This is a genomic window from Paraburkholderia sp. BR10923, from assembly GCF_040948765.1.
GTDB lineage: Bacteria > Pseudomonadota > Gammaproteobacteria > Burkholderiales > Burkholderiaceae > Paraburkholderia > Paraburkholderia youngii.
Map to the genome: position 1 here is coordinate 175765 of NZ_JBFPKO010000009.1, position 19129 is coordinate 194893.

Here is a 19129-nt window from a genome sequence, read left to right on the forward strand (position 1 = left end):
TGGCATCCTGCGCGCTGTCCGTGCTACGGCGCGATGTCCACCACGATCTTGCCGCGCACGTGGCCTTTCGCGAGCCGTTCCAGCGCCCTGGCCGTGGCATCGAACGAAAACCGTTCGGCGACCACGACACGCACGCTGCCGTTATTGATCAACGACGCGATCTCGGTCAATTGCCGCCCGTCGGGCCGCGCGGTGTAACGCGCGGCCCGCGCGCCATGACTCGACGCCTCGGTCTGCGACGGCTCGTTGAGCGTCGAGATCAGCGCGCCGCCGGTCGCGACCGCCGACCACGAGCGGCGCTGCGTATCGCCGCCGACCAGATCGAACACGAGGTCCATATCTCGCGCGACGTCTTCGAAACGCTGCGCGTGATAGTCGATCACGCGATCCGCGCCGAGCGAGCGCACGAACTCGATGCCGTCGCCGGACGCCGTCGCGTACACTTGCGCGCCCTTCTGCCTCGCGAACTGCACGGCGAAATGTCCAACGCCGCCCGCGCCCGCGTGAATCAGCACCCGGCAGCCCGCTTCGAGGCAGCCGTGCTCGAACAGGCCCTGCCACGCGGTCAACGCGGCGAGCGGCACGGCGCCCGCGGTCCCCGCGTCCAGTTTTTCGGGCGCATGCGCTAGCGCACTCGCGGGCACGACGACGAATTCCGCGTACGCACCCTGTCCCTGGCCAACGAAGCCATACACCTTCTCACCCGCGCGCCATTGCGCGGCGCCCTCGCCGACCCGTTCGACCACACCGGAAAAATCGCGCCCCAGCGTATAGGGCAGCTGTTCTTCGCGGATCAACGGGTACTGGCCCGCGCGTGTCTTCAGGTCGACCGGATTGGCGCCGGCCGCGCGCACGCGCACCAGCACCTGGCCGGCGCCTGGCTCGGGGATCTCGATCTCCTCGGCCTTGAACACCTCGGGACCGCCGAAGCTGTGAATGCGATAAGCGAGCATCGTGCTCATGATGAGCCTTCTCCTTAAAAGGTCGTGTGTCAGCGGCGCTGCGTTTTCCGGCTGACCGCAAGCCGCGTTCCTCAACGAGCCACCGAGCCGCGGCACGACATATGCGGCACGTAACGATAGGCGCGCAGTCGTGATGTACTCATTCAAGGAGGAACCATGTCACAGCACCCCGCTCATTCCCAGGATCATCGTCATCCCGGCCAGCCGAATCCCGCTGACATCGAAAAGGCACTCAGTGGCGTGAATTACCCGACCACGCGCGAAAAGCTGGTCGCGCAGGCGCGCAAGAATCACGCGAATACCGACATCGTCGATCTGGTCGACCGTCTGCCCGATCACAATTTCGACAGTCCGGCCTCGGTCGCGAAGGAAATCGCGCGTATTCAATGACGCACGCCACACTCGACGAGCGAATGAAGAAGACCGGCGATGTGCGCATCGGCATTTCCGGCTGGCGCTATCAGGGTTGGCGCGGCAGCTTTTACCCCGAGGATCTGAAACATGCAGCGCAATTGCAGTACGCGTCGGCGCTATTCGGCACGATAGAAATCAACGGCACGCATTACAGCCTTCAATCGCTCGATAGCTGGCAGCGCTGGTATGCGCAAACGCCTGACGGCTTCGTGTTTGGCATCAAAGGCGCGCGCTATCTGACTCATATGCTGCGGTTTCGCGATGCGAGCGCGCGCGTCGGCATCGCGAACTTCTTCGCGCAGGGCCTGCTCGCGTTGAACGAAAAGCTCGGTCCGATCCTGTGGCAATTTCCGCCGTCCTTCCGATTCGAGCCCGACGCAATGGAGCGCTTTCTGCACGAGTTGCCGCCCGACACCGCGAGCGCAGCGGCACTCGCCAGTCAACACGATAAGCGGGTCAAGACGCCCTACGTCGACATCGATCGCAAGCGGGTGTTGCGTCACGCGGTCGAAGTGCGCCACGCGAGCTTCGTCGATCCGGCGTTCGTGGCCTTGCTGCGGCAATACGGCGTCGGGCTCGTCGTTTCCGATTCCACCGAACCGTGGCCCGTCGCCGAAGATCTGACGGCGGACTTCGTCTATATCCGCCTGCACGGCAGCGAAGCCAAATACTCCGGTTCATATGGGGACGAAGCTCTGCAACGATGGGCCGAGCGAATCGATGCATGGCGCGGCGGCTCACAACCGGCCGACGCGCGATTGATCGCGCCGCAACTCGCGCCGCGCCGGCGGGCCACGCGAGACGTCTACTGCTACTTCGACAATGACGTAAAAGCGCGGGCGCCGTTCGACGCGCAACGATTGATGAAAGACCTCGGAATGCAAGCGACGCAAGCGCCAGCATTACCCTGATCGCTTGCCGCCGTGGGCCAGCTTCTGCGCGGTGCGCAGCGCCGCGACGATGCGCTCGTACACTTCGCGACGGGTTTCGGGGTCCGGCGCGCGCAGCGCATACGACGGATGGTACGTCGCGACCACACGCTTCTCGCCGCGTTCGAGCGTTTTGTCGAACGCGTCCTGCAAACGCGCGTGCGGATCGTCGACAACCGCTTTCAACGCGGTCGCCCCGAGTGCGACGACCACGCGCACATCCGGCATGTCGAGTTCCTGTTCGAGCCAGTAGCTGCATGCTTCGACTTCGCGCTGAGCGGGCGTTTTATGCAAACGACGCTTGCCGCGAGCAATCCACTTGAAATGCTTGACCGCGTTCGTCACGTATACGTCGTTGCGCTTGACGCCGGCTTCTTCGAGCGCTCGGTCGAGCAACGCCCCGGCCGGCCCGACGAAGGGCTTGCCCTGCAGGTCTTCCATATCGCCGGGCTGCTCGCCGACCAGCACGATCGACGCATGCCGCTGCCCTTCGCCGGGCACGGCCTGAGTCGCGTTGCGCCAGAGCGCGCAACGGCGGCAATCGCCGAGCTTTGCCGGATGCTGATCGGGTTCGACATCCGCTGGCTCCGATTGCGCGTCGCCATGCGCGCGCTTTTTCTGCGGCTTGTCGGTCATGGGTACGAGCGTGCGTGCCGAAGCAGGTTATTTCTCGCTCTTCTTCGGAATCTTCGCGCCCGACTTGCGCGCCTGGTTCAATGCGATCGCGACAGCCTGCTTGTGCGGCTTGCCATGCTTCGTCTCGGTCTTGATGTTGTGCGACACGGTCTCTTTCGATGTACCTTTCTTCAGCGGCATGATCTTCTCCGGGTGTAGATGACGAAAGGAAAAATCAGGACCCGCACGGAATGGCGTTCCTGCACCGAAACTGCGCAGCATACGCTGTGCCCGCGAGTTCGTCGAAGTCACCCGGAAACGCCCGTTGCCGACGCATTCAACGCCAGCGACACGCCCCCCACCAGAATCAGACTCGACGCCCACACCGCATCGAGATTGAACCAGCTGCGCGACACGAACCTGAGTCCGAGATAGCGATAAACGAGCCACGCGAGCACGCCGCCGGCGATCGTCATCGTCGCCGCATGCACGGCGGAGACCGACAGCGCCATGCGCAAACTCGTTTCGATCAGCGCCTGGGCGGCTTGGTGCGCGCTGTCCATCGCGTCGGCGCGGCACAGACCGAGATAGATTGGCACCAGCATCAAGCCGGCCCCGTGCGCGATCGCCACCGCGAACGACCATAGCGCGAGCCGAGATGGCGGAATTCTCGCCAGCACGCGCGGATGACGGCGGCGCATCAGCAACACCAGACCGAAGCCGATCACCAGCAAACTCGCGCCGATCTGCATCTGACGCTGCCACGCAAGCAAGCTCGCAAGCATCGCGAACGGCAGCATCATCAGCAGTATCGCGAGCGCGTGCCCGGCCGCGAGGTAAAGAAGCGCGACGACCAGCGCTTGCGAGCGCCTCTGCATCAGCGCGTTCGACACCGCGAGCGGCCACCCCATTGCCGGATTGAGCCCGTGGTACACGCCGCTCGCGACGACGGCGAGCCACAGTGCCGCTTGCGGCGACACCGAGCCGCTCAAACGCCCACCGACGGATAGCAGAAAGAATCGGTAGAACAGTCGCCGCCTTCGAGTCGGATCTGGTGCGCGCGATAGCCGGCGGGAAATTCGACGAAGTAATCTTCGGCGAGTTTGAGACCGCCATTCGGATCGGCAAGCGCCATCACTTGCACGCCGGGCACACCGTCCGGATAGAACTGGTCGTCCCACGTCGAATAGAGCGAGTTGGTCCAGTAGACGCGCTTGCCATCGCGACTGATCTCGACCATCTGCGGACCGCCGGCGAAAGCCTTGCCGTTCGGATGCGGCGTGCAACGTTCGATGCCGCCAATGCGCACCGAGCCCGTCAATTTCGGCTTGCGCGGTTCGGTCACGTCGTATTGGCGCATCTCGCCGGTGCCCCAGCACGAGACGTAGAGGAATTTATCGTCGATCGAAAGATCGATATCGGTGACGAGCGGCGGCACCGCGCCGAAACCTTGCAGCAACGGCGGCAACTCGTCGGCGTGCGCGGGCTCCGGCGGAATGGTCGCGGTCTTTTCGATGTGGAAGTGGCCGCCTTCGCGCCACCAGGTCCAGATCGACCCTTCCAGATTCGTGGTATCGACCACGACGCCGATAAATCCGTACTCGCGGCTCGGATCGTGCGCGGGCCGCACTTCGAGCGCCATCTGATGGTTCGCGCCGAGATCGAGCGTCTGCACGTTGCGTCTTGCGCGCAGATCCCAGAAGTGCACGCGGTGGCCATATTTGTTCGAAAGCAGGTCTTCCGGCACGATGCCGTTTTCGAATTGCGGCGGCAGCGCCCATTCGGTCGACACCATGTAATCGCGCGGCAGATTCCACCAGAAGTCGTAATGCTTTTCCTGCGCGCCGCGCTCGATTTCCCAGCGTCCCAACACCTCGAACGTTTGGCAATCCATGATGAAGATTCCGGGCGGCCCGTCGGTGCCGTCCTTGCCGTCACCGCCGAGCGTGCTCACGTAGATGCCCTCCGGTCCGCAATGCACGGTGTGCGGACGCGAATAGCCGGTCTTGCGGAAGATTTCCTCTGGCTCGATGATCTTGTGAATCTTCGCCTGGGTCGGATGCGGCTTCGTATCGACGATATAGATGCGCGACGAGCGCATGCCCGGAATGATCAGATAGCGTCGCTCGAGAAATGCGTGGCCCGTCAATGGCGACAACGCGGACGAACACGCGTTCCAGCCGAAGTGATGGAATTCGTCGCCCTTGTTCGGCACCGGCACCGTGTGGACCACCTGGCCATAGGTCGGAGAACCGGCCTTCACGTCGATCACGGCGAGCGCGTCGGGCTGCGAGGAATCCGGACTTAGCAGCACCGTGTATGCGTATTCTTCCGCCGGCGCATCCATCGCAAGCTTCGGCGATGCATGAAAGGTAGGATCGGGGCGCATTCCCATGACGGCACTCTCCCTGTCGTTCTGAACGGTTCTGAACGGAAGCCTGACCCGCCAAAAATCGAGCCAGCGCGTAACCTTACATTTGTAGTTCACGATAGCGACGGACGCAACCGGATATTTGCACCCGAACGCAGGGTGCGATCCGACGGCTAGGCGAACCGCGCCGCAAGCGCCCGCGCCGACGCCGCGAAGCGCGAATTCGAGCCGACGCAACGCGTTACTGCTGCACGCCCCAGCGCCTCACGGTCACGCGTTCGAGCGTATCGAACACGAGATGCTCGACCAGCAGACCGATCACGATCACGGCCGCGAGCCCCGCGAAAACGCGATCCGTATACAGCTCGTTGCGATTCTGAAAGATGTACCAGCCCAGCCCGCCGCTGCCCGAACTCGCGCCGAACACGAGTTCCGCGGCGATCAGCGTGCGCCATGCAAACGCCCAGCCCACGCGCAGGCCGGCCAGGATCGACGGCAGCGCCGCCGGCACGAGGATCAGCAACACATGACGCAGGCCCGTCAGACCGTAATTGCGTCCGGTCATCCTCAGCGTCGCGGGCACCGACTGAAAGCCTGAAAAGGTATTGAGCGCGAGCGGCCACAGCACTGCATGCACGAGCACGAACAGCAGGCTGCCGGTGCCGAGCCCGAACCACAGCAACGCGAGCGGCAGCAACGCGATGGACGGCAGCGGGTTGAACATCGCGGTCAGCATCGACAGCAGATCGCGGCCCACGCGCGTCGACACCGCGAGCGATGTCAGCACGAACGCAAACGCGGCGCCGAGCAGATAGCCGCGCAGCAGTACGGACATCGATACCGCCGTCTTCGCGAGCAGTTCGCCGGACCACACGCCATGCACGAATGCGCTCAGGGTCGCGCCGAAGGTCGGCAGCAGCAGATCGTTGTTGATCGCGCGCGCGGCGATTTCCCACGCGGCGACCAGCACGAGTGCGATCAGTGTCTTGCGCAGCCAGCCGTGCGCGAAGATCCGCCTCGTCGCGGGCAACGGCGCTTCGGTCGCGAGGTCGCCGGGTGCTTCGAGCGGACGTTCGTATTCGTCGCGCACGGGCGGCAGCAACGTGACAGGGGTACTCATTGCACTGTCTCCGTCTGTTCGAACAGCAGGTGATGAATCCGCGCGACGCTGCGCTGAAAATCGGCGCGGCCGAAGCTGTCCTGCGAATATTGATGGCTGTTCAGTTCCGCGCGCACGCGGCCCGGATGCGGCGACAGCAGCAGAATCCGGTTGCCGACCACCAGCGCCTCTTCGATCGAATGCGTGACGAACAGCAGCGTGAAGTTCACCTCTTCCCATAGCCGCAGCAGTTCTTCCTGCATCTTGCGGCGCGTCAGCGCGTCGAGCGCGGCGAACGGTTCGTCCATCAGCAGCACGCGCGGCTGCATCGCGAGCGCACGCGCGATCGCGACGCGCTGTTTCATGCCGCCCGACAACGTGTGCGGATACGCGTGCGCGAACGCCGCGAGCCCTACCTTGTCGAGGTAATGCAGCGCGCGTTCACGAGCTTCGGCCTTCGACAGTTTCTTCGCGACTCGGAGCGGAAACGCGACGTTCTGCACGACCGTCTTCCACGGCGGCAACTGGTCGAACTCCTGAAACACGACGATGCGATCGGCGCCCGGTCCGCGCACGCGCTGACCGTCGAGCGAAATGCTGCCCGCGCTCGGCTCGATGAAACCGGCCACCGCCTTCAGCAGCGTCGACTTGCCGCAACCGGACGGCCCGAGCAGCACGAAGCGGTCGCCGCCGTAGACGTCGAAGCTGACGTCGTGCGTCGCGCGCACGATCCGCTCGCGCGTGCGGTACTCGAGGTTGACGTTCTCGACCGCGAGCAGTTTGCCGCTGGTTGCCGCGGCTTTCCGTGCGGCGTCGTCGGGAAACAGAAGCGTGGGATTGGCCACCATCAAAGCGCTCCCTGTGAGTGAACCGGATCGACCGGCGAGTGTCGCCGCGTACCGCGCAGCGCCACGAAAACGCGCAACGCCATGCTCAGCTCCCCGCCGCCGTCGCCGGATCGTCGAAGAAATAGTCCTTCCACGACGACGGCTCGTTCCTGATCGCGCCGATGCGATACATGAACTGCGCGAGCCCGAAGGTGTTCTGCGGCACGATCTTGAACTGCACCTGCGGGTTCGTGATGACTTTCACGAGCAGGTCGCGATCGATCTTCGACTGATTGGTGCGGATATAGATATCGGCCGCGCCCTGCGGATTCGCGTTGATGTACTTCGCCGCATCGGCGAGCGCATCGACGAACGCGCGATACGTCTTCGGGTTGTCATGGCGGAATTTTTCGGTCGCATAGAGGACCGTCGCCGAGCTCGGGCCGCCGAGTACATCGTACGAATTGAGCACGATATGCGCCTTCGGATTGCCGGCCAGTTCCTGCTCCTGGAACGGCGGATTGCCGAAATGCCCGGTGATTTCAGTGCCACCCGCGATGATCGCCGCGGCCGCGTCCGGATGCGGCAACGCCTGCGTGTATTTGTCGAGCCGGTTGTATTCCTTGTCGCCCCAGCGCTTCGCCGCCGCGTATTGCAGCACGCGCGATTGCACCGACACGTTGACCGCCGGCAGCGCGATGCGGTCCTTCTGCGTGAAGTCAGCGATCGTCTTCACGTCGGGATTGTTGCTGACCAGGTAGTACGGCAGATTGCCGAGCGACGCGACGCCCTTCACGTTCTGCTTGCCGTGCGTGCGATCCCAGATCGTCAGCAGCGGGCCGACGCCCGCGCCGGCGATATCGACCGCGCCCGACAGCAACGCATCGTTGACCGCCGCGCCGCCCGACAGCTTGACCCAATCGACCTTGATGTCGAGGCCCTGCTTGCGCCCTTCGCTTTCGATGAAATGCTGATCGCGCGCCACGTTCAGCAGCAGATACACGATGCCGAACTGCTCGGCCACGCGAATCTCGCCCTCGGCATGCGCGGGAGCGCTGACGACGGCGCCCATCGACAGACTCAGCAGTAGTGCCGTCAAACGGCGGACAAACGACGGCCGTGCGGCGGTCGGGTGAAATCGGCTCAGCATTGAAACTCCAGTCGGCGTGCGGTGTGACGGTGTCGTTGTGATGGAAAGCGTCGCTCAGCGTGGCACGTCGCCCTCGATCGTCGTGCGATACAGCTTGCGGCGCAGATGGTCGGGCGTGCCGGCGGCCAGGTGCATCAACGAGCGGTTGTCCCAGAACACCATGTCGTGCTCGGCCCATCGATGCCGGTACAGATGCTCGGGCCGCACGCTGTGCGCGAACAGCTCGTCGAGCAACGCGCGGCTCTCGTCTTCCGGCAAACCGATCACGCGCGTCGTGAAGTGCTCGCTGACGAACAGCGCCTTGCGTCCCGTCTCCGGATGCGTACGCACGATCGGATGCACGACCGGCTTCACCTGCGCGATCTGCTCGGCGGACAGATTCGGCCGCCACGGGCTGCGCTTCTGCAACTCCGCGTATTTGGCCACGTACGTGTGCTCCGCGCTGCGTCCTTCCACTGCGCTGCGCAGATGCGCGGGCAACGTATCCCACGCCAGGTGCATGTTCGCGAACAGCGTATCGCCGCCTTCGGCCGGCAGCTCCTGCGCGTGCAGCAACGAGCCGAGGCTCGGCTTTTCCTTGTACGACAGGTCGGAGTGCCAGTAGTGGCCGGCGTCGCCGAGACCGACCGGCTTGCCGTTCTCGATCACGTTTGATACGACCAGCACCTCGGGATAACCTGCGAGGCCAAACTGATGCAGCACGTGAATCTGCAGCGGGCCAAAGCGGCGGCTGAACGCGATCTGCTGCTCTGGCGTGATGCGCTGGTCGCGAAACACGAGAACGTGGTGGTCCAGATGCGCGCGGTGGATGCGCGCGAAATCGTCGTCGCCGAGCGGCTGGCCGAGATCGAGGCCGAGCACTTCGGCGCCGAGCGGCGCATCGAATGCGCGAATCTCGAAGGATTGCGTCGCAGTAGCGGGAGCGGTAAAAGCAGCGGCGGTAGTCGTCACAGGCGTCTCTTCGTCGAAACTATTCAGCGGGCGCCTAACGGCGCGGTCAGTGCGACGAATGTACCGGCCCGCGCGCGCGATGCCAACGAAGCAAATCCGATACGGTTATCTGCTGGAGTGATAAACCCGATGCTGCAATGTCTTTCGGCGCATCAGAATTTCGGCAGACCCGGTGGATTGCTTTCGGAGCGCGCCAACGCTTCCGACTCGATGCCCCAGTGCGCAAGCGAGCGCCGATAGGCGCCATTCGCGATCAGTCCGTTCGTCGCGACCGTCAGCGCATCCATCAAGCCGCTGCCCTTGCGGGTGGCGATCGCCACATCCGCGCGCGCCGGCCAGCCGGCGTTCAGCGTACCCACCTCGCGGATCGCGCCGGTAGTGGCCGCATCGTAGGCAAGCGGCGCGTTCGGATTGAATACGACGTCGGCGCGGCCCGATAGCAACGCAATGCGGCTCGCGGCGTCATCGTCGAAGTACTGGAACTCGACCGGTTTCAAACCCTTCGCGACGTTCTGCCGGTTCCATTCGAGGATGATCTTTTCCTGGTTCGTGCCCGAGGTCGTAATAAGGCGGAGGCCCGCAATATCCTGCGGCTGAGCGATCTTCCTGATCGGACTCGCGGTTTTCACGTAGAAGCCGTGCAGTCCTTGCCGGTACGTCGTGAAATCGAACTTCTCCTTGCGCTGCTCGGTGACGCCGACGTTCGAAATCACCGCGTCGTATTTGCCCGAGGTGAGGCCGAGCGGCCAGTCGGCCCATGCGATCGGCACGAGGTTCAGCTTCAATCCGAGCGAATCGGCGATCAGTTGCGCGTAGTCGGCATCGGAACCGACGACGGTACGCGCATCGGTCGCATAGGTCGCGGTCGGCGGCAGGTGCGGCGAAATCGCGACCGTGAAGTTGCCGTCGTTCGCGAAGCGGTAGTGGTTGCCGATAGCCGCGATCGCTGCCGGATTCTTCGGCACGCGAACACGGCCTGGCTGCTCGGGGCTCAGGTCCACCGTGCCGTGCGGCGCCTGCGCCGCGTGTGCTACGTCGAGCGCATTGCGCACGAGCAGCGCGCCGAGCGCCGTACCGGCCAGAATGAATTGACGTCGATGGGTCATTGATAGGGATCAGTCTGCAATCACAGGACGCGCGACAGAAACTCGCGCGTGCGCGCATGGCGCGGTTCGTTCAATACTTGCGCGGGCGGGCCCGACTCGATCACGCGTCCGCGATCCATGAACACAATCGTGTCGGCCACTTCGCGCGCAAAGCCGATCTCGTGCGTGACGATCAGCATCGTCGTGCCGGAACGCGCGAGCGCCTTGATCACGTCGAGCACCTCGTTGACGAGTTCGGGATCGAGCGCCGAAGTCGGCTCGTCGAACAGCAGCACCTTCGGTTTCAGCGCCAGCGCGCGCGCAATCGCCACGCGCTGCTGCTGCCCGCCCGACAACTGACGCGGCCACGCATGCGCCTTCGCTTCGAGACCGACACGCGCGAGCAGACTCAGCGCAAGACTCTCCGCTTCCGCGCGCGACAAACGTCCCAACGCGACCGGCGCCTCGATGATGTTTTCCAGCACGGTCAGATGCGGGAACAGATTGAAGCTCTGAAACACCATGCCGACCTCGACGCGGCGTCGCAGGATCTCTGACTCCTTGAGCTCATACAACGTATCGCCATCGCGTCGATAGCCGATCAGCTCGCCGTCGATGTCGATCAGTCCGCCGTCCACGCGCTCCAGATGATTGATCGTGCGCAGCAGTGTCGATTTGCCCGAGCCCGATTGGCCGAGAATCACGGTGACACTGCCGGGGCGCATCGTCAGCGACACGTTGTCGAGCACCTTCAGCGTGCCGAAACTCTTCGATACCTGCTGGATCGCGATGCGTGCGCCGTCGCGTTGATCGGCCCAGCGTTGATCCAGGCAGGCGCCTGCACGTGCATTGTCTTTTGCTTCTCCATGCGGCTCGGCGGGCGCAACGCCGCCACCGCGCGCAATACCCAGGCTTTTCAGCAGCGCGCCGAAAGCGGACGGCACCGCGCTACGCCTGACGCCGCGCGAGAAATACCGCTCCACATAAACCTGTATCGCCGACAACACGGTCAGAATGATCAGATACCAGACCGTCGCGACCATCAGCAGCGGAATCACTTCGAGATTGCGTCGATAGATGATCTGCACGGTGTAGAACAACTCCGGCATCGCGAGCACATAGACCATCGACGAGCCCTTCGCGAGCGCGATCAGATCGTTGAACGCGGTGGGCAGGATCGCGCGCATCGCCTGCGGCAGCACGATGCGCCCGGCCTGGCGCTCGCGCGGCAAGCCGAGCGCAGCGGCAGCTTCGAGCTGACCGTGGTCCACCGACTGAATGCCGCCGCGAATCACTTCCGCCGAAAACGCCGCGTGATTGAGCGTCAGGCCGAGCACCGCGGCGAGAAACGGGCTGATCAGCTCGGTGGTCGGCACATCGAGAACGACGAGGCTCGTGAACGGCACGCCTAGATGTACCGTCTCGTACAGATAGCCGAGATTGTTCAGGATCAACAGCAGCACGATCAGCGGAATCGAGCGGAACAGCCACACGAACGCCCATGCGCAGCCCGCGAGCAGCGGCGAACGCGATACGCGCGCGAGCGCGATCGGAATGCCGAGCGCGAAGCCGAACACCGCGCCGAGCGCGGTCAATAGCAGCGTGCGGCCGAGCCCGGACAATACCGGCTCGGACAGAAACCATTGGGCGAAGACATTCCACCCCCAGCGCGGATTGCCCAAGACCGATTCGAGCACGATGCCGATCAGCGCCACGGCCGCCACGGTGCCGGCGAGGCGTGCGCGGTTTTTCGCGGGCACGATGCGATAGTCGGCGCGCTCGCGCAACGTGTCGGCGTGCGCGGCGGCGAGTTGCGGATTCGCGAGTTCAGCGGTGTCGTTCATCGTCGTCTGCTCCGCGCTTTCAGGCCACGGCAGCCGCGTTGGCCGTGTCGGCCGGGTCTGCCGGGTTTGCCAACCCTGCCGCCACCACATAGCGGCTCGCCTTGCGCGGCAAGCCGAGATGATCGCGCAGCGTCGATCCCGTCAACGTGCGCTCATAGCGCCCGCGTCGTTCGAGCTCGGGGACTACGTAGCGCACGAAATCGGCGAGGCCCTGCGCCTGCACCGCGAAGCCGAGGATGAAACCGTCGGCTGCGCCGGCGTCGAGCCAGCGGATCAGCTCGTCCGCGATCTGCGCGGGCGTGCCGAGAAAATGCGTGCGCGGCGTGGCGACTTCGAGCGCGACCTCGCGCAATGTCGAACCCTTGCTGCGCGCTTCGGCCTTGATGCGGTCGGTGGTCGAACGGAAACTGTTGCGGCCGATCTCTCCTAGCTCGGGAAACGGTTGGTCGAGCGGATACTGCGTGAAGTCGTGATGATCGAAATAACGGCCGAGATACGCGAGCGCTTCGTCGATCGTCAATAGCTCGCGAATCGCACGATATTTCGCTTCCGCTTCCTCGTGTGTCGCGCCGACGATCGGGCTGATGCCGGGGAAGATCTTCACGTCGTCGCGGCTTCTGCCATGTCCGACCGCGCTGTCTTTCACGCGCTGCGCGAACGCGCGCGTTTCTTCGATCGACACCGAATGCGTGAACACCGCGTCCGCGTATTTGCCGGCAAGCGCGATGCCGGCATCCGACGAGCCCGCCTGGAAAATCACCGGCTGACCCTGCGCCGAGCGCTGAATATTGAGCGGCCCCGCCACCTGGAAGAACTTGCCCTCGTGATCGAGCGTGTGCAGCCGGTCGCGTTCGAAGAACACGCCGCGCTCGCGGTCGCGCACGAACGCGTCGTCGTCCCAGCTATCCCACAGGCCTTGTGCGACGCTCAGGTATTCGTCGGCGATCTCGTAGCGCAGCGCATGCTCGGGATGCGAGCCGCCGTAGTTCTTCGCGGTGCCTTCGAGCGGCGTCGTGACGACGTTCCAGCCCGCGCGCCCGCCGCTGATCAGATCGAGCGACGCGAACTGGCGCGCGACGGTGAACGGATCGCTATACGACGTCGATACGGTGCCCGCAAGCCCGATCTTCGACGTGACCGTCGCGAGCGCCGACAGGATCGAGATCGGTTCGAAGCGGTTCAGAAAGTGCGGAATCGATTTCTCGTTGATGTACAAACCATCGGCGACGAACGCGAACGCGATGCCGTGTGCCTCGGCCTTGCGCACCGTATCGACAAAGAAGTTCAGATTCACGCTCGCATCGGCGGGCCCGGCCGGATGCTTCCACGAATTCATATGGCTGCCGGCGCCCTGCAGCATGATGCCGAAATTGAGTTTGCGATGGCTCATCGGATAGTCCGCCAATCGTTGAGTGTTCGTTGGAGAGATCACGCGTAGGCCGGCTCGATCGCGCTGCCGAGCAGTTCGACCGAGCGCAGGCGCGCCGGATAGTGTTGCAACGGCGAATCGATGACGAATTCGTCGATGCCGTAGCGGCGGCTCAAGGCGTCGAGCTGGTCGCGTACATCGTCGGCCGTGCCCTTGACGACGTGCGGATGGCGCTCTTCGATCGTGTAGCCGCTCGCGCCCGCCTGGCGCGCGTATTCTTCCGCGGCTTCGGGCGTCGCCAGATTCAGGCTTTGGCCGCTGGCCAGTTGCAGCCTGAAGATGCGCAGCGGCCCGGTGAGCCGTTCGGCTTCGTCGCGCGTCGCCGCGGCGACCGCGTACAGTGCGAGCAACGGCGCACGGCCGCTCGCATCGCGGTACGTCTGCACGGTGCGCTCGATGTTCGCCTCGTCGCCGTTGAAGTGTCCGGCGTAGCAGAACTGCCAGCCCTGCTTTGCCGCGAGCGCCGCGCTATCCGGACTGCCACCGAGCAGAATGCGCTCAGGCAGCGTCGGCGGAGAAGGAAACGCGAGCGCGCCGGCGAGCGCATGGTCCGGTTCGACGCCCGCGCCGAGAAACGCATCGAGTTGCGCGAGCTGCGTGTTGAAGGCGGGCTTGTTCTTCTTGTCGTGCAGCCATTGCAGCGCGCGGGTGGTCTGCGGCAGTCCGCCGGGCGCCTTGCCGATGCCGAGATCGACGCGCCCGGGGGCGAGCGCCGCGAGCAGCCTGAAGGTCTCCGCGACCTTGAACGGGCTGTAGTGCTGCAACATCACACCGCCCGAGCCGACGCGAATCCGCGACGTATGCGCGAGCACATGCGAGACGACGATCTCCGGCGCCGAACTCGCGAGGTTGGGCGCGCCGTGATGCTCGGCGATCCAGAAGCGCTTGAACCCGAGCGCTTCGGCGCGCTTCGCGAGCGACACCGTGAAGCGCAACGCCTCGGCCGCGCTCGCACCCGCGGCAATCGGGCTTTTATCCAGCAGCGATAGCGAAAAGGTCATGGGATGGCAGATCGACGAAGAAAGAGAAAAAGCGCTGACGCACTCAGGATTTCGGCAATCCCGGCGGATTGGTCGCGGCCTTGTCGATCGCTTCGGAGCCGAGATTCCAGCGCTCGAGCACCGCGCGATACTGGCCTTTGCCGATCAGATCGTTCAGCGCGATCGTTACCGGCGCGGCGAGACCGCTGCCGCGGCGCGTCGTTACCGCGACTTCGGCGGTACGCGGCCAACCGCCGCTGACGGTGCCCACCTGGCGCGTCTTGCCATGCGTGGCCGAGTCGTACAGCAGCGCCGCGTTGACGCTGAAGATCGCGTCGGCACGCCCCGATTGCAGCGCCACCGATTTGACCGCATCGTCGTCGTAGTACTGCACCTGGATCGGCTTCAATCCATGCGCGACGTTCTGCTTGTCCCATTCGAGCAGGATCTTTTCCTGGTTCGTGCCGGCGTCGGTAATCACGCGCAGGCCCGCGACATCCTTGGGTTCGCGGATCGATCTGATCGGGCTGTCGGTCTTCACGAAGAAGCCGACCTCGTCGCGCCGGTAGGTCGAGAAGTCGAACTTTGCCTTGCGCTCCTCGGTCACGGTCACGTTCGAAATCACCGCGTCGACCTTGCCGGAAGCGAGCGCGAGCGGCCAGTCCGGCCACGCGAGGATCACGACATTGAGCTTGCGGCCGAGGCTGTCCGCGACGAGTTGCGCGAGATCGGGATCGAAGCCGACCACGGTCTTCGCATCGGTGGCATAGGTGCTGATCGGCGGATGCGCGACGACGATGCCGACGGTCAGTTCGTCTTTCGCGACGAACGGGAAGTTCGCCGGCACCGCCTTGGCCGCGGCTGCATCCTGTTCGGCGCGCACGCGGCCGTGCTGGTCGGGACTCAGATCGAAGCCCGTCGCGGCGAACGCGTTGCCGCTGACATAGAACATGGCCGCCAATACGAGCGACGACAACTGCAGACCTGTTTTCATGAGATATCCGTCGAAGTGTGAGGAGATAGGAGTGCCGCGATTAGCGGACGGCCAGATCGGCGTCTTTCGCGCGCAGGTCGTCGAGCGTGTCGATGCGTAGCGGCGCGAGCAGGTTCTTGCCGAAGCGAAGATGCACGTGCACTTCGGGAGGCAACGCGGTATCGAACAGCTTCGTATAGCCGGTGCGTTCGTAAAGCGCCCATGCTTCGGGCTGCTTGAAACCGGTAGTCAGATAGATGCGCGAGTAGCCCTGCGCGAGCGCACGCGCTTCCAGTTCCCGCACGACCTGTCGCGCGAGTCCCTGGCGGCGCAGATCGTCGCGCGTCCAGATGCGTTTGAGTTCCGCGGTACGCGCGTCGTAGCGCTTGAACGCGCCGCCCCCGATCGTCTCGCCGTCGCGAATCAGCAGAATGAATGCGCCGTGCGGCGGTGCGAACAGGTCGGCCGGATAGCGCGCCATCTCCTGCGCGGCGGCCGCGCCGCCGTCCTTTCGATAATCTTCGTAGCGGGTCGCGTATTCGTGCAGCAGCGCGTCGAGCAGCGGTTGCGCGCGGGGATCGAGTGGCGTGGTGTCAACGACGAGAGTGCTCATGAACGATCGACACGAGGTCGTCGGATAGTCAGGAGCTCATACGATAGCGTGCAGCCGCGTCGCCGCTAACCAAGCAATTTCTCTATCTTTATCTGGTCTCGCGATTGGCTGCGATGGCGGCAAACGCGCTGCAATTGCGTAGCGCAACGCCCATGGCACGCCGGGATGCTTCGGTCGAAACACGGTGACAACAGCTTGCCGAAAACATTACAAGCTGCTGTCAAATACCGTGCACCCTGACGGCACGGGTACGGTAAAGAAGCATTACTGCCTCGGCCGCATTTCGCATGAGCTGATTCAGGTGATGCCCGACAAGCGCACCGTGCTGATGGGCGATGACGCGACCAACGGCGGCCTGTTCATGTTCATCGCGGACAAAGAAGCCGACCTGTCGGCCGGCACGCTGTATGTCGCCAAGTGGGCGCAAAGCTCGTCGGCGGGTGCCGGCGCCGCGACGCTGACGTGGCTCAAAATCGGTCACGCGACCAGCGATGAAATCGAGGCGCTCGCCGATACGCTGACCATCACGGACATCATGGACATCGTCACCGACGAGAAGAACCCGCCTACCGATCCGACGTTCACCCGGATTCACTTCGGCGCCAAATTCAACTGGATCCGCCTGAAGCCTGGCATGGAAAAAGCCGCCGCCTTCCTGGAGGCGCACCGCTACGCCGCACTGCGCGGCGCGAGCATGGGCTTTACGAAACTCGAAGGTACGACGGTCAACGCGAAAGACAAGATTCTGTATTCGGCCATGTCGCAGATCACGGCGTCGATGGTGCGGGGCAACGACCATTCGTCCGATATCGCGCTCGACAAGGGCATTTCATCGGGCGCCGTCTTTTCGGTTCGGGGTAAAGAAGCTTCCGTGAAGGAGCTTCATCTAATTCGTGCGATACCACCGCCATATCTTGATAATTGCCAGATAGGCCAGCGCCGCCACGATCAGTTCGATCGTCACCCACACCACGTAATAGAGGTCATCAGGGTCACGGATGCCAAGTGATTGCGAGCAATACAGCCATGCACGCGCCTCGCTATCTGTCCACTCGTAGGGATACGGGCGGACATAAAGAACTGATAGAACGAACAGTGCCAAAAACAACGTGAACTTAAACAGTCTACGGGCAAGTGCTGCCATATGTGATGACCTCAATTGTTCCATAGGCGCGCAGGCCCGAAGTGCGCGCGGGAATTTTCACGGTGTGCAGCAGCGCGTTGCGGATTATCATGAAATCCGTAAGGCTCGGCAGGGTGATGCAGCCGAGGGAGGTGCCGTGCCCGCCTGCCGGATGCAACCGGAACTGCCCACGCTTGACACCATTGACCCACGTAAAGTCATCAATGCTGCCGTCATCCCGATACAGGGCGAACCAGTCACCGTGATTCGACGGATGGCCGGAAACGGCATTCAACACGTCTTTTTCAAATGCGTAAGCCTGTGAACGGATGCCACCTGTGGGGCGGTCCACGATCCAGTATGTACCGGCGGGAAGCGGGCCGTTCTCGAGAACTGCCGTGCACCCGCCGCGATTGCGATATCGGTCATTGCCTGAATAGGCGTTGAACGTGCCGACGCCCAAAAAGGTGAGTGGTGAAAGAGGCTCGTTATTCACCAGAAATTTTCCCGTATAGGCCATGTGTCACGCCTCCTGACTGCGCTGGCTGTAGGTCATTGCATCCTTCATAGGTTCCTCGAGTTGGTGAGCCTTGACCGTAAGCGCGCGTGCCACTGGCGCGCTACAGGTCGATTCCGGATTGGCCGCTGCTTTCGCCGGGGCAAAAAAGACGCGCCACAGGGGCGCGCAAAAAATTTGCATCACAGATAGAAGAGCCAAAAGAACCGCCACCGCAGCGGGAACGACATACCGCGAGGCGACAGTTCAATACTAGGTGCATGTGCCGAGTGCAGGTTTCAGACGACTCCGAAAAGCCCGGGGCGTGGGTGATGGTCGTCAACTCTCCTGGGCGAATAAAGGTTCGTCGCAGGAAAATCGTGAAGCTCTGGGGAGCAATTGCGAAGGTCTGGAGGCAGACGATTGAACTGATCGTGGCGGCGCTGTCTTATGCGACGATCATGAAGCTATCGCAGTGGTATCGCGCGAGACAGTAAATGCAAGGACCCGTTGCCGCCGTTTCTTTAGCGTGTGTGAGCGCCAATGATCGCGGAATACAGACGTTAAACCCGACTCCGACAACGCAGAGCGCGGAAGGGCCGTGCGAAATCCGGAATCGCGCACATGCGCACATGCGCACATCCGCTCAGGCGCTCAACACCGTCAAGTTACGGGTGGTTGTACATCGCGTTCCAGTCAGCCTTCGACACCGCCGGGCGACCTTCGTCCGACGAACCACTTGCGGCACCGCCGTAACCACCGTTTGTTGCAACTTGCTGCGCGGCGACCTTCGCTTCTGCGGCTTGGATCGCGTCTGGATAGTGCGCTTGATCGCCATCACCACCGCGATAACCCGCCTTCTGAAGCTGAACAAGTTCCGCGCGCACCTGGGCGCGGGTAACCGGGCCGTTCGACTGGGCGAACGAGGCAACCGGCACTACGACTGCAACGGCAACTGCAACGGCTTGGATGAGGGACTTCATGATGCTCCATCGACTTTTGTTAGCGGTGCGACAACGTGTCTGCACCGACAGCGAAAGTCTAGGAGCCTTCCGCCCAAGGGTTAACCCCTAGTATTCGAAGGCATTGTTCCAATTGGCAGCAGAATGCTGGCATCTTCGCGCGAATGCCCTTCCGGCGACGCGAAGCGGCCTTGGTGAGGGCAACTGGCTATCGCACGAACGCCAAGCGCGTGCCGCGCTGGCAGGTGCCGGCGTCTCGCGGACGTCGGTCGAGACAGCGTCAAGCGATCCAAATGCGCCCCCACC

Annotated in this window: 20 protein-coding genes and 1 pseudogene; 3 read left to right on the forward strand and 18 right to left on the reverse strand. The window is 63.4% G+C overall.

The genetic code is table 11. The features are described from left to right. Positions 1–23: 23 nt before the first annotated feature. A complete protein-coding gene (locus tag AB3X94_RS19080) occupies positions 24–962 on the reverse strand; it encodes an NADP-dependent oxidoreductase (RefSeq protein ID WP_368612360.1) in 939 nt (312 codons plus the stop codon). A gap of 156 nt (positions 963–1118) precedes the next feature. On the opposite strand from AB3X94_RS19080, the gene AB3X94_RS19085 reads away from it, so the two are divergent. Next, positions 1119–1352, forward strand: coding sequence for a DUF2795 domain-containing protein (locus tag AB3X94_RS19085; protein ID WP_176107563.1), 234 nt, complete (start codon positions 1119–1121; stop codon positions 1350–1352). A 23-nt stretch (positions 1353–1375) separates the two neighbouring features. Beyond that, positions 1376–2287 (forward strand): DUF72 domain-containing protein, encoded by a 912-nt coding sequence (locus AB3X94_RS19090; protein WP_368612475.1) that lies wholly within the window; start codon positions 1376–1378, stop codon positions 2285–2287. Here AB3X94_RS19090 and AB3X94_RS19095 read toward each other — a convergent pair. The 14 genes from AB3X94_RS19095 to AB3X94_RS19160 all read right to left on the reverse strand — a co-directional run bounded on the left by AB3X94_RS19095 (position 2279) and on the right by AB3X94_RS19160 (position 16242). After that, positions 2279–2941, reverse strand: a complete 663-nt coding sequence (locus AB3X94_RS19095) for a UdgX family uracil-DNA binding protein (RefSeq protein ID WP_176107561.1) — start codon at positions 2939–2941, stop codon at positions 2279–2281. The genes AB3X94_RS19090 and AB3X94_RS19095 overlap by 9 nt on opposite strands. A gap of 27 nt (positions 2942–2968) precedes the next feature. Then, on the reverse strand, positions 2969–3121 hold the full coding sequence (locus AB3X94_RS19100; protein ID WP_176107560.1) for a DUF6496 domain-containing protein: 153 nt from the start codon (positions 3119–3121) through the stop codon (positions 2969–2971). 107 nt (positions 3122–3228) lie between these two features. Continuing rightward, a complete protein-coding gene (locus AB3X94_RS19105; RefSeq protein WP_176367532.1) occupies positions 3229–3912 on the reverse strand; it encodes a hypothetical protein in 684 nt (227 codons plus the stop codon). Further along, a complete protein-coding gene (locus tag AB3X94_RS19110; RefSeq protein WP_368612361.1) occupies positions 3909–5315 on the reverse strand; it encodes a selenium-binding protein SBP56-related protein in 1407 nt (468 codons plus the stop codon). The genes AB3X94_RS19105 and AB3X94_RS19110 overlap by 4 nt, the downstream gene beginning before the upstream one ends. Positions 5316–5532: 217 nt before the next feature. Then, entirely contained in the window at positions 5533–6411 is an 879-nt protein-coding gene (locus AB3X94_RS19115) for an ABC transporter permease (RefSeq protein ID WP_368612362.1), read from the reverse strand. After that, a complete protein-coding gene (locus tag AB3X94_RS19120; RefSeq protein ID WP_368612363.1) occupies positions 6408–7238 on the reverse strand; it encodes an ABC transporter ATP-binding protein in 831 nt (276 codons plus the stop codon). Before AB3X94_RS19120 ends, AB3X94_RS19115 begins: the two co-directional genes overlap by 4 nt. Before the next feature lie 85 nt (positions 7239–7323). Next, positions 7324–8367 carry an ABC transporter substrate-binding protein gene (locus AB3X94_RS19125; RefSeq protein WP_176107555.1) on the reverse strand — a complete coding sequence of 348 codons (1044 nt, stop codon included), beginning with the start codon at positions 8365–8367 and terminating at the stop codon, positions 7324–7326. 54 nt (positions 8368–8421) lie between these two features. Further along, entirely contained in the window at positions 8422–9318 is an 897-nt protein-coding gene (locus AB3X94_RS19130) for a TauD/TfdA dioxygenase family protein (RefSeq protein ID WP_368612364.1), read from the reverse strand. Between the two features lie 152 nt (positions 9319–9470). Next, positions 9471–10424 (reverse strand): ABC transporter substrate-binding protein, encoded by a 954-nt coding sequence (locus AB3X94_RS19135; protein WP_176107553.1) that lies wholly within the window; start codon positions 10422–10424, stop codon positions 9471–9473. Between the two features lie 20 nt (positions 10425–10444). Continuing rightward, positions 10445–12247 (reverse strand): amino acid ABC transporter permease/ATP-binding protein, encoded by a 1803-nt coding sequence (locus AB3X94_RS19140; protein ID WP_176107552.1) that lies wholly within the window; start codon positions 12245–12247, stop codon positions 10445–10447. A gap of 19 nt (positions 12248–12266) precedes the next feature. After that, the gene (locus tag AB3X94_RS19145; protein WP_176107551.1) at positions 12267–13637 is read right to left on the reverse strand and encodes an LLM class flavin-dependent oxidoreductase; all 1371 of its coding nucleotides are present in this window, start codon (positions 13635–13637) and stop codon (positions 12267–12269) included. Between the two features lie 38 nt (positions 13638–13675). Next, positions 13676–14677 (reverse strand): LLM class flavin-dependent oxidoreductase, encoded by a 1002-nt coding sequence (locus tag AB3X94_RS19150; RefSeq protein ID WP_368612365.1) that lies wholly within the window; start codon positions 14675–14677, stop codon positions 13676–13678. A gap of 43 nt (positions 14678–14720) precedes the next feature. Continuing rightward, entirely contained in the window at positions 14721–15608 is an 888-nt protein-coding gene (locus AB3X94_RS19155; RefSeq protein WP_246392170.1) for an ABC transporter substrate-binding protein, read from the reverse strand. An 82-nt stretch (positions 15609–15690) separates the two neighbouring features. Beyond that, positions 15691–16242 (reverse strand): GNAT family N-acetyltransferase, encoded by a 552-nt coding sequence (locus tag AB3X94_RS19160; RefSeq protein WP_176107548.1) that lies wholly within the window; start codon positions 16240–16242, stop codon positions 15691–15693. A gap of 226 nt (positions 16243–16468) precedes the next feature. Here AB3X94_RS19160 and AB3X94_RS19165 point away from each other — a divergent pair. After that, positions 16469–17095 (forward strand): annotated as a pseudogene (locus AB3X94_RS19165) (alkaline phosphatase PhoX); the annotation flags it as partial. Between the two features lie 33 nt (positions 17096–17128). On the opposite strand, the gene AB3X94_RS19170 reads toward AB3X94_RS19165, so the two are convergent. The 3 genes from AB3X94_RS19170 to AB3X94_RS19180 all read right to left on the reverse strand — a co-directional run bounded on the left by AB3X94_RS19170 (position 17129) and on the right by AB3X94_RS19180 (position 18844). Further along, a complete protein-coding gene (locus tag AB3X94_RS19170; protein ID WP_176107547.1) occupies positions 17129–17386 on the reverse strand; it encodes a hypothetical protein in 258 nt (85 codons plus the stop codon). Next, positions 17367–17885 (reverse strand): DUF2778 domain-containing protein, encoded by a 519-nt coding sequence (locus AB3X94_RS19175; RefSeq protein ID WP_368612366.1) that lies wholly within the window; start codon positions 17883–17885, stop codon positions 17367–17369. The genes AB3X94_RS19170 and AB3X94_RS19175 overlap by 20 nt, the downstream gene beginning before the upstream one ends. A gap of 644 nt (positions 17886–18529) precedes the next feature. After that, a complete protein-coding gene (locus tag AB3X94_RS19180) occupies positions 18530–18844 on the reverse strand; it encodes a DUF4148 domain-containing protein (protein WP_176107545.1) in 315 nt (104 codons plus the stop codon). Positions 18845–19129: the final 285 nt, after the last annotated feature.